Annotated in this window: 17 protein-coding genes; all 17 read right to left on the reverse strand. The window is 60.1% G+C overall.

Features of this window, described 5'->3' with window-relative positions; all coding sequences use genetic code 11:
- Window positions 1–29: 29 nt before the first annotated feature.
- The 17 genes from flhB to fliF all read right to left on the reverse strand — a co-directional run bounded on the left by flhB (window position 30) and on the right by fliF (window position 15,114).
- Window positions 30–1,166, reverse strand: coding sequence for a flagellar biosynthesis protein FlhB (gene flhB / locus KXD86_RS04530; protein WP_218634878.1), 1,137 nt, complete (start codon window positions 1,164–1,166; stop codon window positions 30–32).
- Window positions 1,167–1,191: 25 nt separating this feature from the next.
- The gene (gene fliR, locus KXD86_RS04535) at window positions 1,192–1,977 is read right to left on the reverse strand and encodes a flagellar biosynthetic protein FliR (RefSeq protein ID WP_218634879.1); all 786 of its coding nucleotides are present in this window, start codon (window positions 1,975–1,977) and stop codon (window positions 1,192–1,194) included.
- 3 nt (window positions 1,978–1,980) lie between these two features.
- Window positions 1,981–2,250: a flagellar biosynthesis protein FliQ gene (fliQ, locus tag KXD86_RS04540; protein ID WP_070965790.1), complete on the reverse strand. Its 270-nt coding sequence runs from the start codon at window positions 2,248–2,250 to the stop codon at window positions 1,981–1,983.
- An 8-nt stretch (window positions 2,251–2,258) separates the two neighbouring features.
- Entirely contained in the window at window positions 2,259–3,044 is a 786-nt protein-coding gene (gene fliP / locus KXD86_RS04545; protein ID WP_218634880.1) for a flagellar type III secretion system pore protein FliP, read from the reverse strand.
- Between the two features lie 4 nt (window positions 3,045–3,048).
- The gene (gene fliO, locus KXD86_RS04550) at window positions 3,049–3,495 is read right to left on the reverse strand and encodes a flagellar biosynthetic protein FliO (protein WP_218634881.1); all 447 of its coding nucleotides are present in this window, start codon (window positions 3,493–3,495) and stop codon (window positions 3,049–3,051) included.
- Between the two features lies 1 nt (window position 3,496).
- Window positions 3,497–3,991 (reverse strand): flagellar motor switch protein FliN, encoded by a 495-nt coding sequence (gene fliN, locus KXD86_RS04555; RefSeq protein ID WP_218634882.1) that lies wholly within the window; start codon window positions 3,989–3,991, stop codon window positions 3,497–3,499.
- Window positions 3,984–4,982, reverse strand: a complete 999-nt coding sequence (gene fliM, locus KXD86_RS04560; RefSeq protein WP_218634883.1) for a flagellar motor switch protein FliM — start codon at window positions 4,980–4,982, stop codon at window positions 3,984–3,986. The genes fliN and fliM overlap by 8 nt, the downstream gene beginning before the upstream one ends.
- Window positions 4,983–5,021: 39 nt before the next feature.
- The gene (locus KXD86_RS04565; RefSeq protein ID WP_218634884.1) at window positions 5,022–5,534 is read right to left on the reverse strand and encodes a flagellar basal body-associated FliL family protein; all 513 of its coding nucleotides are present in this window, start codon (window positions 5,532–5,534) and stop codon (window positions 5,022–5,024) included.
- Between the two features lie 203 nt (window positions 5,535–5,737).
- Window positions 5,738–6,946, reverse strand: coding sequence for a flagellar hook-length control protein FliK (locus KXD86_RS04570; RefSeq protein ID WP_218634885.1), 1,209 nt, complete (start codon window positions 6,944–6,946; stop codon window positions 5,738–5,740).
- Between the two features lie 113 nt (window positions 6,947–7,059).
- On the reverse strand, window positions 7,060–7,407 hold the full coding sequence (locus tag KXD86_RS04575; RefSeq protein WP_218634886.1) for an Hpt domain-containing protein: 348 nt from the start codon (window positions 7,405–7,407) through the stop codon (window positions 7,060–7,062).
- A gap of 23 nt (window positions 7,408–7,430) precedes the next feature.
- Window positions 7,431–9,197, reverse strand: a complete 1,767-nt coding sequence (locus KXD86_RS04580) for a PP2C family protein-serine/threonine phosphatase (protein ID WP_218634887.1) — start codon at window positions 9,195–9,197, stop codon at window positions 7,431–7,433.
- A gap of 27 nt (window positions 9,198–9,224) precedes the next feature.
- The gene (locus KXD86_RS04585) at window positions 9,225–9,530 is read right to left on the reverse strand and encodes an STAS domain-containing protein (RefSeq protein ID WP_218634888.1); all 306 of its coding nucleotides are present in this window, start codon (window positions 9,528–9,530) and stop codon (window positions 9,225–9,227) included.
- 121 nt (window positions 9,531–9,651) lie between these two features.
- Entirely contained in the window at window positions 9,652–10,095 is a 444-nt protein-coding gene (gene fliJ, locus KXD86_RS04590; protein WP_218634889.1) for a flagellar export protein FliJ, read from the reverse strand.
- Window positions 10,095–11,492 (reverse strand): flagellar protein export ATPase FliI, encoded by a 1,398-nt coding sequence (fliI, locus tag KXD86_RS04595; RefSeq protein WP_218636724.1) that lies wholly within the window; start codon window positions 11,490–11,492, stop codon window positions 10,095–10,097. Before fliI ends, fliJ begins: the two co-directional genes overlap by 1 nt.
- Window positions 11,473–12,372, reverse strand: a complete 900-nt coding sequence (locus KXD86_RS04600; protein ID WP_218634890.1) for a flagellar assembly protein FliH — start codon at window positions 12,370–12,372, stop codon at window positions 11,473–11,475. The genes fliI and KXD86_RS04600 overlap by 20 nt, the downstream gene beginning before the upstream one ends.
- Window positions 12,372–13,415 (reverse strand): flagellar motor switch protein FliG, encoded by a 1,044-nt coding sequence (fliG, locus tag KXD86_RS04605; RefSeq protein ID WP_218634891.1) that lies wholly within the window; start codon window positions 13,413–13,415, stop codon window positions 12,372–12,374. The genes KXD86_RS04600 and fliG overlap by 1 nt, the downstream gene beginning before the upstream one ends.
- Window positions 13,408–15,114, reverse strand: coding sequence for a flagellar basal-body MS-ring/collar protein FliF (fliF, locus tag KXD86_RS04610; RefSeq protein WP_218634892.1), 1,707 nt, complete (start codon window positions 15,112–15,114; stop codon window positions 13,408–13,410). The genes fliG and fliF overlap by 8 nt, the downstream gene beginning before the upstream one ends.
- Window positions 15,115–15,125 lie beyond the last annotated feature (11 nt).

The raw sequence follows: 15,125 nt of genomic DNA on the forward strand, positions 1-15,125 counted from the left end.
AGGCTTACAGGTCAGATGCGGAAGGCAAGCTAGATATCCCGCCGAAGATCAGAAGGAATCGGTAGGTCAGGCATGCCCGGTTTCGGCCCACGCCCCTTGCGGAACTGGCGGAGCTGGAACACGTATGCGAGTACCTGGGCGATGGCCATGTAGAGGCCGTCGGGAATCTCTTCGCCGATATCGGTGTTGTGGTAGACCGCCCGGGTCAGGGGCGGCGTGCGGAGGACTTCCACCTTGTGCTCGCGGGCAATCTCCATGATCTTGAACGCGACTTCGTCAGCGCCCTTGGCCACCACGACCGGCGCCCCCATGGCTGACTGGTCGTACTTCAGCGCCACGGCGTAATGGGTCGGGTTGGTGATGACCACGTCCGCGGTGGGTACATCCTGCATCATGCGACGCTGGGCCATTTCGCGCTGCAGCTGGCGAATCCTGCCTTTGACTTCCGGCTTACCCTCGGTGTCCTTGAACTCGTCCTTGACCTCCTGCTTGGTCATTCGAAGCTTTTTCTGATGGTCGTAAATCTGGAACGGCACATCGATCAGGGCAATGATGATGGTCGCGCAGGACAGCAGGAAAAAGCTCCAGCCGAGCGTCCAGAGCACGTGCTCCATCGCCGGAACCGCGGGCTCTTCGGCAATACTCAGGAGATCCTCGGTTCTGAGGTCCAGGATCAGGACCGCAAGGGCCATGACCAGACTGACCTTGGCAATGGCCTTGACCAGCTCCACCAGTGAGCGCGCGGAGAACATTCGGCCAAGACCCTTGATCGGGTCCATCCGGTTCAGTTTCGGCGTGATTGCCTTGCCACTGAACAGTAGACCACCAATGCCGATAGACCCGAAGATGGCGGCGATCAACAGCACAACCAGGATGGGAGACAGGGCCCAGGCAGCCTCCTTGGCGGAGGCAATGAGCTGGACACTCATGTGCCGGGTATCGAAGATCGCCGAGCGCTCAAGCACGAAACTGTCGCGCATGATGCCTTCAAGCGTCGCACCAAGGCTGGTGCCGAACATCAGCAAGCCGCCAGCCCCCGCCATCAGAACCGCCATGGTAGCGAGCTCACGGGAACGGGCCGTCTGCCCCTCCTCCTTGGCTTTCTCAAGCCTTCGGGGCGTGGCCTCTTCCGTTTTTTCCTGGCTGTTGTCGTTCTCTTCGGCCATGGCTCAGCGTCTTTGGGGTTGGTGCCTAGGGCTGGCCCTGCAACTGCCGCATGAAATCAAAGGTCTCCCGCGTATACTGGTCAAAGTGCGGCAGAAAGTTGGCGTGCAGGACCCATATCGCAAACAATCCAAAAATCAGGCCAATCGGGAAACCCAGGGCGAAAATGTTCATCTGGGGCGCCGCCCGGGTGGTTACACCAAAGGAGATGGTGACGATCAGCACCGCCGTCACCGCCGGTAGGGCCAGCAGCATGGCGGAGGCAAACATCCAGCTGATGCGGTGCGCCAGTTCCCAGATACCGCCCTGTCCCAGGCCCTCAAGACCGATCGGCAGGGTGCGGAAACTTTCGATGAACACTTCGAAGGCCGCAAGATGCCCGTTCATGGCCAGGAACAGCAGGGTAATCGTGATGGTGTAGATCTGGGACAGCACCGGAACGTTGACGCCGTTGGCCGGATCCACCATGGAGGCGAAGCCGAGGCCCATCTGCATTGCAATCATCTGGCCGGCCACGACAAAAAGCTGCCACAGGGCGGTGAGCGCAAAACCAAGACCGACGCCGATCAGGATCTGCTGCAGGGTGATCACCACGGCATCGGCACTGAGGGCTTCCACCTGAGGTACCGGCGGAATCAATGGAACGATGAGAATGGTCATCAGCAAGGCGAGCCCCAGGCGAACACGGGCCGGGACCAGCTGGGTGCCGAAGATGGGGATCACCATCAGGAAGCTGGCAATGCGGAACAGGGGCCAGAGGTGCTGGCCTACCCACTGCCCAAGGAGATCCGCACTGAACTCGGCTGGTATCATCCGTCAGCCGATCAGGTAGGGAATGCTGGAAATCAGCCGGTTGGCGTGATCCAGGAGCTGGGTCAGCATCCACGGCCCCATGACGATGATGACGATCAGGGTCACCAGCAGGCGCGGCAGGAAGCTGAGGGTCTGTTCGTTGATCTGGGTCGCCGCCTGGAAGGTACTGACCACCAGACCAATAACCAGCCCCGGCCCGATGATCACCGACGACAGCAACACGATCATCCAGAGCGCCTCGCGAAGAATATCGATAACGGTTTCCGGAGTCATAACGCCCCCTATATTCCGTAACTGGCTGCCAGCGTTCCCATGATCAGGGCCCAGCCGTCCACCAGGACAAACAGCATGATCTTGAACGGCAGGGAAATGATGATCGGCGACAGCATCATCATACCCATGGCCATGAGGACGCTGGCCACCACCATATCGATGATCAGGAACGGGATGAACAGGATAAACCCAATCTGGAAAGCGGTTTTCAACTCACTGGTGACAAATGCAGGCATCAGTACCCAAAACGACACGTCGTCCGGAGTCTGGTACTGCTCATCCGCCATCCGCATGAACAGCGCCAGATCGCTTTCCCGGGTCTGCTCAAGCATGAACTTCTTGAACGGCTGGCTGGCCAGTTCCACCGCTTCGAGGGATGTTACTTCCTCCTGGAGGTACGGTTGCAACCCCACCCGATTGGCTTCCTCCAGCACGGGCTTCATGATGAAGATACTCAGAAACAGCGCCAGCCCGAGCAGGATCTGGTTGGAAGGCGTGGCCTGTAAGCCCAGCGCCTGGCGAAGGATGGCGAACACCACAATGATGCGGGTGAACGAGGTCATCATCATCAGCATCGCCGGCAGGAAGGTCAGCGCCGTCATCAGCGCCAGGATCTGCAGTGTTACCGAGTATTCCTGAACGCCCTCGCCTTCCCCGGGTTCGACGGTGAAGGCGGGAATGCCGGGAATGCCGCTGGCGCCGCCAGCGTCCTGTGCCAGTGACACAGGCGCCCAGAACGTACCAAGCAACAGGATCAGAATCGGGAGAAACCGGTTGAACATCGGGGCAATCATGGGCTCAATCGTTCCTTGTGGGCGAAGTCCAGGATTTGCCAATCATGCCTTGAAGCCCTCTGGCGAAATCGCCAGTGGGCGGATTACTGGCATCAACCACCGGCTCATCGAACACATGGAGCGTGCGGATCGTCGACGGTGTAATGCCCAGCAGCATCTGTTGGCCACCCACCTCGATCAGCACCAGCCGCTCCCGCGCTCCCAGGGCCATCACCGAGACCACCTTGATGGCGTTGTTGTTCATGCCGGTCATGCCGTTCATGCGGCGAATGATCCAGGCACAACCGTAGATAATCGCGATCACGGCCAGCAGTCCGATACCGAGGCTCACCAGCGTGCCCATGGTATCCGGAGCGCGAACCGGTGCAGATTGCTCGGCCTTGACGGCCTCTTCCGCGAACACCGGGCTGGCCAGAAAAAGCACCGACAGCCCAACCAGCTTTGACCACATGTTATTTCTGCAACCGTTTGATGCGCTCACCGGGGCTGATCACGTCGGTCAGGCGGATACCAAACTTCTCGTTCACCATGACGACCTCACCGTGGGCGATCAGGGTGCCGTTGACCAGGACATCCAGTGGTTCCCCGGCGAGCCGGTCGAGCTCGATCACCGAACCCTGGTTCAGTTGCAGCAGGTTACGGATCGGAATCTGGGTGTTGCCCACTTCCATGGAGATGGTGACCGGAATGTCCAGGATCACGTCCATATCCGGGGCGGGCCCGGAGCCCTGTGAAGGCTGTCTTACGTGATCAAACTCCTCCATAGGAGCCGTCTGAACGTCGTCGTCCTTACCGGTCTCTCCGGCCTCTGCCATGGCAGCCGCCCACTCGTCCTCGGGGGAGCCCGTGTCGTCACTGTCGCCGGACTCTTCCATGGCCGCTTCCCACTCCGCTGCCAGCTTCTCGTCTTCGCTGAGCTGCTGCTCGTCTTTCTTGTCGTCAGCCATTGCGTCCCACCTTCAGTTGTTTCTTGACCTTGGGCAGCGATGCCCTTTCATGAATTCGCAGTGCCAGCTTTCCGTCTCGCGTCCCCATCGTGGCCTTGTAAATCGGAATGCCGTTTGCCGTCACTGTGAGATATTCCGGGATTTCAACGGGAATGATGTCGCCGGCTTTCATCTTGGCGATCTCCCGCAGCGAGATACGGCGCCGGCAGACTGTGGTGTTCACCGGTACGTTGACGTCCTTGATATCTTCCTGCAGGGCGTTGACCCAGCGCTCGTCGACGTCATCAATGTCACTCTGAACACCAGCATCCAGCACATCCCGGATGGGCTCGATCATCGAATACGGCAAGGCGAAATGCAGCTCTCCGCCACCGCCATCAAGCTCGATGTGAAACGTGCTGACCACCACGACTTCGCTCGGGCTGACAATGTTGGCCATGGCCGGGTTCACTTCCGAGCTGAGGTAGTCAAACTCCACTTTGAGGACCGCGTGCCAGGCCTCTTTCATGTCGTGGAAGACCTGGTCCAGCACCATCTGCACGATACGGGTCTCGGTCGGCGTGAATTCCCGCCCCTCGATCTTGGCGTGACGCCCTTCTCCACCGAAAAAATTGTCGACCAGCTTGAACACGAGCTTGGCGTCGAGAACGAACAGGGAGGTGCCACGCAACGGGCGCACCTTACAGAGGTTGAGACTGGTGGGTACGTACAGGGTGTGGATGTACTCCCCGAACTTCATGATCTGCACGCCACCGGTGGACACATCGGCGTTGCGGCGCATCAGGTTGAACAGACTGATCCGGGTATAACGGGCAAAGCGCTCGTTGATCATCTCCAGGGTCGGCATCCGACCACGGACAATGCGATCCTGGCTGGCGAGGTCATAGGACTTTACGCCGGTGTCGTCCGTCTCTTCATAGGTATCGATATCGCCATCGTCCACCCCATGAAGGAGGGCATCGATTTCGTCCTGTGACAACAAGTCCTGCATAGTAGTCCTGCCCCTGAAATGCCTTGCCCGAGATGGGTCCTATTGCACAACAAAATTTCTGAACAGCACCCGCTTGATCGCGGGCTCACCTTCCTGCTCAAGTACGGCGTTGACGGTCGTCAACATCTCGTCGGCCAGCCCCCGCCGTCCTTCCGGCGTCTGCAACCGATCGAATTTGCTGCCACCCAGCACCATGACCAGTTGGCTCCGGATCAGCGGCAGGTGCAACTGAGCCGCCGTTAGCGCCTGCGGGTCTGTCGCTTCCATTGCCAGGTGAACCTGGGCATACCGCTGGCGCCCCTCCGCCTGAACCGTCGTGACCAAGGCTTTTTCCAGCTCGACATAAGTACTGGGTACAAAGCTTTCTTCCACGGTCTCGTCGGTGCCTGCTCCCGCGTCTTCCTCCATGCCTGGCAAAGACCCACCCAGGAACCAGAGCGTCCCCACAACGGAAAGCAGGACCGCCAGAGTGACGACCACCACCAACATGATGATGAGCTTCAGCTTGCCTTTCTTGGCGGGGGCCGCATCGGGCGCAGTATTTTCAGCCATAGTATCCGCTTTGCCAGAATTTCGTCAGACGGAGTGATATTCCGCGACTTTTATGAGTTGAATGCAAAGGATGGGCCAGAAGCCCCATCCATCCCGTTCAGAACCGCAGTTTAGCGTTGCTCGGGAGGATGGGCAAAACAGTTTGGAGGGAAGTTTTTGAATGGATAGCGGTTTTCTGATGAGGCGTCACACCCGTGACGCGCTCAGGCAAAAATATCGACCTCCCCCTTCCAACTCAGATCCAGACTGCCGGCCTGAACATCGGGATCATCCACCTCGGCCACCGCCGGGTTGCCGGCGCGATGCCCCGCATCACCGTCCTGACCCTCTCCAGTCCCCTGTTCGCCTCCGCGCTGCTGGGGCGAATCGGACACATCGAACCGGGCCAGATTCAACCCCTGGTCGCCCAGCATGTCCCGAAGCCGATGCGAATGCTGTTCAAGCTGTTCGCGCACAACAGGGTTGGTGGCGTGAACGGTGATGCTGGCCTGTTCGTTCTGAACCCGCACCTTGACCTCCATCGGCCCCATGTCCGGCGGCGTCAGGTGAATCTCTGCCACCGACATATTCCTGGCGGTCAGCCAACTGAGCTTGCCCACCAGTTTGTCGCCCCACTCGGCATGCCCGACGGGGGTATCAATGGACGTGGCGTAACTTTTCAACGGCACCGAGGCGTCTGCTGACAACTTGGCGGCGGCAGCATTCGCCGGCTGCTGACTGGCGACTTCCAGCGCAGATTGGAATCGACCGGAGGCAACGAGGTTGGTCGGATCAGCGGGCCGACCGCTCTCGGAGCCGATTGTCGCTGCCAACGCCTCGGTCAGTTGCAGGCCCGCCGTTACGCCGGGTGCAGCCTGGCCGGCGGCCCCGGCCTGGCCGGATTTACCCGCGATAACGCCATTGAGCGGGCCACCGGATGGCATCAGGGGATTCAGCGCCTGGGACACTGTATTGGTACTGGAGGCTGCTGCTGGGGACACGGCTCCGGTCTGACCACCGGCAGGAAGCAACAGCGCCTGCAACTCGGCAAACGTGAGCGGTGTGGAGCTCACGTCCATCTCTGAGGCCGTGTCGGTTGATGCCTGGCCGGCTGTCTCGGGCGTGTTGGTTTTTCCGGCGTCGGCCTTGGCCGTTGCTTTCGCATTCCCGGGTTTCGATTGGGCCGGGTCGGACGATGCCGCGGCATGCCGATCCGCTCCGGCGCCCCCGGTTTTGTCGGCCGCAGTCTTGTCCCGGGCCTGGGCGTCGTCCCGGCGCTCACTCTTCTGCCGGTTCAGCCGCTCCTGTTCCGTCCGTGACACCGATTCGTACCGGCTCTCGCCGTCCGGCTCTCTTCCGGAACCGGGTCTGGCGATGCTGGCGTCTTTTTGCATCCCGGGAGCGGGAGTCTGGGGAAGAACCATCTGGGGCATGGCAACCTCTTGCCGCTTTTGTCTCGTGGTCACCCGATTCTTGCCGGCCTGAAGCCGTTTGACGGGTGGTTTCCCATAGGTGTGCAAAAGCGATGCCAGACGGCTTATGGGCGTTAACGAACCAGCAAATCCTCAAGCAGGTTTGTGACGTTCCGGAATTCTGACTCAATGGCGTCGACCGTGGCGGGGGCGTCTTCCAGTCGCTGTTCCTTGCCCGCCGTTTCGGCAACCCGGCAAAGCTCGCCCAACTGTGGTGCTCCAATGTTGATGCAGCTACCTTTGAAGCTGTGCGCCATATGGGCAAGCGCATCGGCGTCCTGACCGTTAACCGCCTGTTTGAGTCCCGCGATCCGTTCCCGGGAGTCGTTAAGAAACGTGTGTATCAGCACTTCAAACTCTTCATCCATGACATCCTGAAGCTCAGCCAGTGCTTCTTCGTCAAGGTGTGGTGTCCTGGTCATACCAACCCCCTGTCTGGTGCCGGCTAGTGCCGGTCTGTTGACGCCCGTTCCGACGAGGCTCCGGAAAAATCCCAGTCGTAGACGATTTCGACATGATTGCCCCGTTGGTGGAAGGTGACGGATTCTGACAATCGTTTCAACAATAACAGGCCGCGCCCGGCGTACCTGGCAGCCATTCCCGAATTCTCACCCTCCTTCAACATAGGGTGATCCCTGAAGTCAAAGCCCGGCCCGCTGTCCTCACAAATGACACGCAATTGGCCACCCGAGGGTTTCATGGAATGGTGCAGGCTGAAGCGGATGTAATGTCCCTCAATCCGCGCCAGTCTGCGCCGACGCTCTTCGTAGTAACGCCCAAAGCCCTCGGGCGAATGCTTCCATTCCGAGGGCAGCGCCAGCACTCCATGCTCAAGGGCATTGTTGTACAGTTCTGCCAGCAATGTGTAGATCTCGCCACTCTTGCGCCGAAGGCCCGGGACTTCCATGCAGATATGCAGCAACAGCGGCAACGGGCTGAAATCCCCCAGCGTTTGTTCGCGAATTTCGTACACGCAGTGCCATTCGGTAGGGCCGGGCCGGGCTGAGGGCGGCGTCCGGTCCGGAATGGCAGAAATACCTGCCTCGTCCACCATTTCGAGGCAGCACAGAGTGAGATCATCGCCGTCGCCCTCACGTCCGCGGAACTGGTGCACGGCGCCCATCAGTGCATCGAAGGGGTGCTGGCCCTCGCCCTGCGATTCCAGTGCCTTGCAGATCCCGGATTCCCCGAAGACATCGCCCGCGGCATTACGGGATTCCAGAAACCCATCGGTCATCATCAGAAGTCTGTCACCAGGCTCGGCGGCCAGGATTTCCATATCGGCATCAAACTGATCCGGCGCCAATATTCCCAGCGGCAAATGCCGAGAGGGCAGAATCTGATGCTCCCCCGTTGCCCGAATCAGCCAACCATCCGGCAAACCGCCATTCCAGAATCGCAGTTGGTTGAGCTTGAAATCCGCCTCAATCATACCGCCGCAACAGAACATGCCCGTGGGGAGAATCTGTTTGAGCTTCTGATTGATTTCCCGGAGTACATCCCCGCTCTTGAACCCCTTACTGGCCATGCCATAAAAAATCTCGGCCATCGGCATGGCGCCAATGGCGGCTGGCAGGCCGTGGCCTGTGAAATCACCGATGAAAATCAGCATCCCACCGGCCGGACGCGGTGCGGCGAACAGAACGTCACCGTTGAAAATGGTGAGCGGCGACGCGTGGTAGCGAATGTTGAACGCATCCAGGCAACCGGTGTGGGCGACGTTGTCAAAAACCCGTTTGGCGACCTTCTGCTCTTCCAACAGTTGCTGATTGCGTTCTCGGATCATGTCGCGCTGATTCGAGAGCGTTTGATGCATCAACCGCATGCGATTGAAGGCGTTGATCTTGGCCTCGATGATGGTCCGGTTGTACGGCTTACTCAGGAAATCATCGCCGCCGGCCTCCAGGCACCGCGCCAGTTCCCCGGCTTCGGAGAGCGAAGTCAGGAAGATCAGGGGGACCATCCGTTCACCGGCCAGCTGCTTGATCTGGCGAGCCGCCTCCATGCCATCCATGACCGGCATGAGGGCGTCTAGCAATACGATGTCCGGATCGGATTCCCGGAAACGTCTGACGGCTTCCTCTCCGTTGCTGGCATCGAACACCCGGTGGCCCAGCCGTTTGACCAGGGTTTTGAGGATCAGGCGATCGGTGTCGCTGTCATCGGCGATAAGAATCTTGAGCGCCCTGGTTTCAGCAACAGAGTCGTCCACAATGAGGCCCCGGACAGTAGGAGTGGATCACCTGATGGCGAACAGCTGCTCGAAATTGGAGATGGACAGGATTCGACGAACGTCGTTGTTGCAGTTTTCTATGGCAATTCGGGCACCGTCGCCGCCGGCATAATCCCGCAACAACAACAGCATTCCCAGTGCGGAACTGTCCAGGTAGGTGGTTTCAGACAGATCTACGACGTAGTTGCGGATTGTTTCATCGCCATGCTCATAGGCATCACGGAAGGCTTGGTGGGTACTGAAATCAAAACGGCCCTCGATACTGATAATCAGGGTCTGGCCATCCTCTCCGCGACGTGTCTGAATCGGCATTCCGAAACCTCCGAAGGTGTTCTGAGCAGCGTTGACCGCCGGGTTTTACATGGATCATCTCCGGGTAAGGATAGCCCAACGAGACTAAATTGCATCCGCAGTGAGTTGATGCAAGGCAAATTTATCGCTGGCGGCGGGCGAAGGCGCGGCCTGCCGCCTCATCCGCCAGTTTCTGCTCGCGCAGGTCCTGTTCCCGCTGCTCCTGGCGGCGACAGGTTTCAATGTATTTCTCCATCCCCCGCCGACGTTCCCAGGCCTGCTGCCACTCAAGCCGACGGGTTTCAAACACCTGCCCGGCCTGATCCAGCTGTTTCTGTTGCTGGATGATGACCTGATCGAGCTGGGCAATGAACGCCTGCCAGGCCTGCAGGCGACTCACGGGCACGACACCCTGCTGGCTGTGTCGGATCTGGTCACGGTATTCCTGCTGGTACCGATTCAGGTTGTCGACCTGTTCCCTCTGTTGCTCGACCAGCTTGCGGGCTTCCCCCATTCGTTCGAGGGCCTCCTGCTCCTTACGCTCTTCAAGGGACAGAACCACTTCCAGACGCCGGGAACGAAGCATCAGCCATTACCCCGGCCAGTACTTACCTGGGTACTGGGTGCGGCCGATTTCAGGCGTTCGGGGGAGCGGCGCTCCGGCACAACCGCCAGCAGCTGCTCGATGCTTTCCTGCAATGGCGCGCTCTCGTTCAATCCCTGCTGGAGGAACTGGCCCATGTTGCCGATGTGGGCAATGGCGAAATCCGTTTCCGGATCGGACCCTTTGACATAGGCGCCAACGCTGATCAGGTCCCGCGCCTGCTGATAGCGTGAATAGACCTGCTTGAAACGTTGCGCCCTGGCGAAATGTTCGGTCTGTGTTACCTGGGGCATGACCCGGCTGATCGAGGCTTCAACATCGATGGCGGGATAATGGCCTTCCTCCGCCAAACGGCGGGACAACACAATGTGGCCATCGAGAATGGCCCTGGCCGCATCTGCGATCGGATCCTGCTGGTCATCGCCCTCCGTCAGGACCGTGTAGAAGGCGGTGATCGAACCACCGCCAGGTCGGCCGTTGCCCGTGCGTTCCACCAGTTGCGGTAACTTGGCAAAGACCGAGGGCGGGTAGCCCTTGGTGGCAGGCGGTTCACCCACCGCCAATGCGATTTCCCGCTGGGCCTGGGCGTACCGGGTCAACGAATCCATCAGCAAAAGCACCCGCTTGCCCTGGTCCCGGTAATACTCGGCAATACGCGTGGTCAGCATTGCCGCCCGCAGGCGCATCAGCGGCGAGTCATCGGCCGGAGAGGCAACCACCACAGAGCGCGAGAGGCCCTCCTCGCCGAGAATATCCTCGATGAATTCCTTGACCTCACGCCCCCGCTCGCCGATGAGGCCCACCACGGTGATATCGGCATCGGTGAACCGGGTCATCATGCCCAGCAACATACTCTTGCCTACGCCACTGCCGGCAAACAGCCCCAGACGTTGGCCCTGGCCGACCGTCAGCAGCGCATTGATGGCGCGAATACCCACGTCCATGGATTGCCGGACCGGCGCCCGATGCAGCGGATTGATAATGTCACCGGACAACGACACCCGAGTCTCGGCCTGCAGCGGCCCTTTACCATCGAGTGGCTCACCGCTTCCGTCGACAACCCGACCCAGCATCTGCGGTCCGACCGGGACGCGACTGGCCGCCGAAACCGGCACCACCCGGGCACCGGGTTTGAGGCCCTCAATGGCGGTGAGCGGCATCAGGTAGACCTTGTCGTCCTCAAACCCGACAACCTCGGCTTCAACACTGCCGGCACCCTGCCCCTGGATCACGCAGCGATCCCCGACCACCATGGGGCAACCGACGCACTCCAGTGTCAGTCCGACCATCCGGGTCAAACGCCCGGACAGTTCGGGCTCGGGATCCTCTGCGACAAAGTCCTGAAACCGGTTCAGGCGATCAGCCAGGCGTGAGGTCATCGCCGTCACCCGTATCATCATTACGTTCGTCCGGGCGCGAGCTTTGCTCTTTCTCCCCGGCGTCGGTCGAGTTCAGTACATCACGCTGGAAATCGGTCCGATCCCGCATCAAGGCATCCATATCCTCGGCCTCCGTGCTCGCAGCGGCTTCCGAGTTCTGCTCCAACATGCCCTGAACCGCCCGCTGGAATCGTTTCTCCACGGTAAAGTCCACCAGGCTGTGTCGGGTTTCCACCCGGCAGCCGCCCGGCAGAACGTCGCCGTCTTCAATGACCGAGGCCTGGGTGTCCAGGCGCGTCAGTACATCCCGAACGAGGTTGCCGTCGTCGGGGTGGACATGAATGCGCAGGTTGTCTGCGGTCGATGGCAGAGCCTCCAGGGCCCTGCGGACGACACTTTGAATCTGGGAGGAATCGATGGTCAGTTCCCGAAACACGACCGCCCGGGCCAGCACCGTGGTGAGATTCACCAGCGCACTTTCGATCTCGTCCTCGTGGCGACGAATCGGCAAAACCAGTTCGCCCATCAGGTGTTCCAGGCGATCCAGTTTGGTGTCCATTTCTTTGCGGGTGTCTTCGTACCCCTGCTTTTCGCCCTGTTCACGGCCTTCCGCCGTGCCCACCTGAAACCCTTCTTCGCGACCCTGCTCGCGGCCCTCGACCAGTCCGGCCTGGTAACCTTCCTCACGGCCTTCGTTATAGCCGTCTTCCCTGGCGGCCCGGCGAATCTCACTGATATCAGCGGCCGTCAGGGGTTTGACGTTCCGCTCCTCTTCCCGCACTTCATTGCCCTGACCGTCCAGTAACGGCAACTCCCAGCGCTCGTAGGCTGTGAGCTGTTCCTTGGGAATCCGGTTGAGGTCCTTGGACGAGTCTTTCATCACATCATTTCTTCGCCAGCACCACCGAGTGAGATTTCACCCGCTTCGGCCATGCGTCGTGCCACCGTGATAATGTCCTTCTGGGCCGCTTCGACTTCGCTGACCTTGACCGGCCCCTTAGCCTCGAGGTCGTCCTGCAACAATTCGGCCGCGCGTTTGGACATGTTCTTGAATATTTTCTCCTGGACCGCGTCGTCGGCACCTTTGAGGGCAACAACCAGAACTTCCGAGGACACTTCGCGAAGCAACGCCTGAATGCCGCGATCGTCAATGTCCTTGAGGTTATCAAAGACGAACATCAGGTCTTCAATCGTCGACGCCAGATCCGGGTCCATGTCCTTGATGGAATCCATCAGGTTGCCTTCGATGCTGCGGTCCATAAAGTTCATGATGTCCGCCGCCCGCTTGATACCACCGATCCGGCTGGTCTGGGCCGCCGAACCGCCGGAGAACTGTTTCTCCAGGATATCGTTCAGCTCCTGCAGCGCCTGGGGCTGTATGCTCTCCAATGAGGCCACACGCATCATCACGTCCAGCCGGACCTTGTCGTCCAGTGTCGCCAGAATTTCGGCGGCCTGGTCGGGATCCAGGTAGGAAATCACAATGGCCTGAATCTGCGGGTGCTCATAACGGATAATGTCACCGACGGCACGGGGCTCCATCCACTTGAGCGTGTCGAGACCGGTGGTGTTGCCGCCGATCAGAATGCGGTCGATCAGGCTCGCGGCCTTGTCGTCGCCCAAGGCCTGGGTGAGCATGGCGCGAATGTAATCGTCGTTGCCAACGCCGAGGCCCGTCTGGCCACCCACGGCATCCACAAACTGGTTCAGAACGAAGGTGACGTCGTCTTTGCTGACGTCCTTCATCTGGGCCATGGCCACGCCCACGCGCTGGACTTCCTTGGGGCCCATGTGCTTCAGAACCTCGGCCGCATCCGCCTCACCCAGGGACATCAACAGAATCGCAGCCTGCTCTACCCTCGGGATCTTGCGCTGAGGTTTCTGGGGCGCTGCCACGCCCTGCTGGTTGTCTTGGTCAGTCATCGACATTCACCCACTGGCGCATGACCTGGGCCACCCGGGCCGGGTCCTCCGCAATCAAGCCTTTCAATGCATTGAGTTGTCTATCATAACTGTCTGTCGCACCGGGCAAAAGCAGATCGTCCTGGGCCGACATTGCCTCGCGCAGCTCTGCGCCTCCGTCGATGCCGTCCAACTCGCCGTATCCACGATCACCGGCAGCACCACCCCGCTCACGCTGACCTCCGCCGGAGAGACTTTTCAGGGTCGGGCGCAAGAGGCCGAGTACCAGAACCAGAATGACCAGTCCCGCCAACACCTGTTTCATCAGATCCCAGAACCAGGGCTGCTCCCAGAAGCTCGGCGCTTGAAACTCAATCGACTCTTCCGGGGCAAAGGCCGTGTTCATCACCGTAACACTGTCACCGCGCGCGGCGGAATAACCGACGGCGTCGCGCACCAGCATGCTCAGGCGCTGCAACTCTTGCTCCGGCCAAGGCTGGTAGCTCACCTCACCGGTCTGCGGGTCCACCACTTTCATGTCGTCCACGGCCAGTGCAACGGTCACCCGCTTGATTCGACCCAGTTCCTGGCGCACATAACTGACGGTCCGATCCATCTCATAATTCCGGGTGGACTCGCGGCGCACGTCAACCGGCTGGGCGGTCGGCTCATTGTCGTCCGCATCGGCGTTCGCCTGTTCGGGAACCGTGGCATCCGCCGGAGGCTGATTGGACAGGGCCCCCGGGATGCCCAGCGGTCCGCCACCGGGCACTCGCTGCTCGCTCATTTCCCGCTCGCTGCGAACCGCCTGCTGTTCCGGGTTGAACAGTTCCTCTGCCTGCTCCACCGATGAAAAGTCCAGATCCGCCGACACCTCGGCCCGGTAACGACCTTCGCCGACGATGGGGGCAATCAGTGACGCCACCCGGCGGGTCAACCGCTCCTCGACCTTCGAGGTGTATTCGTACTGATCCTGCATCCGGTCGGTCTCACCCTGGCCGTCCATGCCGGTCAGCAAGCTGCCGTTCTGGTCGACCACGGTGACGTTGTCTTTTTTCATCATCGGAATGCTGCCGGCCACCAGGTTCACGATCGCGTTGATCTGTTCCTGCTCGGGACGACGGCCGGCAAAGACTTCGAGGAATACCGAAGCCGAGGGCTCACGCGCATCGCGTACAAACACCGATCGCTCGGGGATGGCCAGGTGAACACGGGCGCTGCGAACTCCGCGCATGGCGCCGATGGTGCGCGCGAGCTCACCTTCCAGGCCACGGCGGTAACTGACGGTTTCCATGAATTGCGAGGTGCCGAGACCACGGTCCTGATCAAGCAACTCGTAACCCAGGACTTTCTCATCGGTCACCCCTTCGGCGGCCAGCTTCAGGCGGGCATTGTAGACCTGGTCAGAGGGCACCAGCAGGGCGCCGCTCCGGGGATCCATCTTGTAGTCAATTCCATTGCTTTCGAGAATCGCGGTGACGTCCTGAGGATTGTACGACGACAGATTCCCGACGACTGGCTGGTAGTTAGGCTCCTGCGCCCACAACACCACAGCAACGCCCAGGGCGACACTGGCCGCCAGACCAATCATCAGGCCAATCTGCCGCAGCAGATTCAGGCGATTGAACCCCAAAAACATATCGCTGCCGCCATCCGGCGCATCCGATGGCTGAGCTGCGGGCATATTTGTCGAGGAGGATTCTGCAGGAACGCTGGCCATGTCTCTGCTCC

Source organism: Marinobacter arenosus (assembly GCF_019264345.1).
Taxonomy (GTDB): domain Bacteria; phylum Pseudomonadota; class Gammaproteobacteria; order Pseudomonadales; family Oleiphilaceae; genus Marinobacter; species Marinobacter arenosus.

Coding starts and splice junctions, on each gene's coding strand:
- flhB (WP_218634878.1), bottom strand. CDS start 1,166: ATGGCCGAAGAGAACGACAACAGCCAGGAAAAAACGGAAGAGGCCACG.
- fliR (WP_218634879.1), bottom strand. CDS start 1,977: ATGATACCAGCCGAGTTCAGTGCGGATCTCCTTGGGCAGTGGGTAGGC.
- fliQ (WP_070965790.1), bottom strand. CDS start 2,250: ATGACTCCGGAAACCGTTATCGATATTCTTCGCGAGGCGCTCTGGATG.
- fliP (WP_218634880.1), bottom strand. CDS start 3,044: ATGATTGCCCCGATGTTCAACCGGTTTCTCCCGATTCTGATCCTGTTG.
- fliO (WP_218634881.1), bottom strand. CDS start 3,495: ATGTGGTCAAAGCTGGTTGGGCTGTCGGTGCTTTTTCTGGCCAGCCCG.
- fliN (WP_218634882.1), bottom strand. CDS start 3,991: ATGGCTGACGACAAGAAAGACGAGCAGCAGCTCAGCGAAGACGAGAAG.
- fliM (WP_218634883.1), bottom strand. CDS start 4,982: ATGCAGGACTTGTTGTCACAGGACGAAATCGATGCCCTCCTTCATGGG.
- KXD86_RS04565 (WP_218634884.1), bottom strand. CDS start 5,534: ATGGCTGAAAATACTGCGCCCGATGCGGCCCCCGCCAAGAAAGGCAAG.
- KXD86_RS04570 (WP_218634885.1), bottom strand. CDS start 6,946: ATGCCCCAGATGGTTCTTCCCCAGACTCCCGCTCCCGGGATGCAAAAA.
- KXD86_RS04575 (WP_218634886.1), bottom strand. CDS start 7,407: ATGACCAGGACACCACACCTTGACGAAGAAGCACTGGCTGAGCTTCAG.
- KXD86_RS04585 (WP_218634888.1), bottom strand. CDS start 9,530: ATGCCGATTCAGACACGTCGCGGAGAGGATGGCCAGACCCTGATTATC.
- fliJ (WP_218634889.1), bottom strand. CDS start 10,095: ATGCTTCGTTCCCGGCGTCTGGAAGTGGTTCTGTCCCTTGAAGAGCGT.
- fliI (WP_218636724.1), bottom strand. CDS start 11,492: ATGACCTCACGCCTGGCTGATCGCCTGAACCGGTTTCAGGACTTTGTC.
- KXD86_RS04600 (WP_218634890.1), bottom strand. CDS start 12,372: ATGAAAGACTCGTCCAAGGACCTCAACCGGATTCCCAAGGAACAGCTC.
- fliG (WP_218634891.1), bottom strand. CDS start 13,415: ATGACTGACCAAGACAACCAGCAGGGCGTGGCAGCGCCCCAGAAACCT.
- fliF (WP_218634892.1), bottom strand. CDS start 15,114: ATGGCCAGCGTTCCTGCAGAATCCTCCTCGACAAATATGCCCGCAGCT.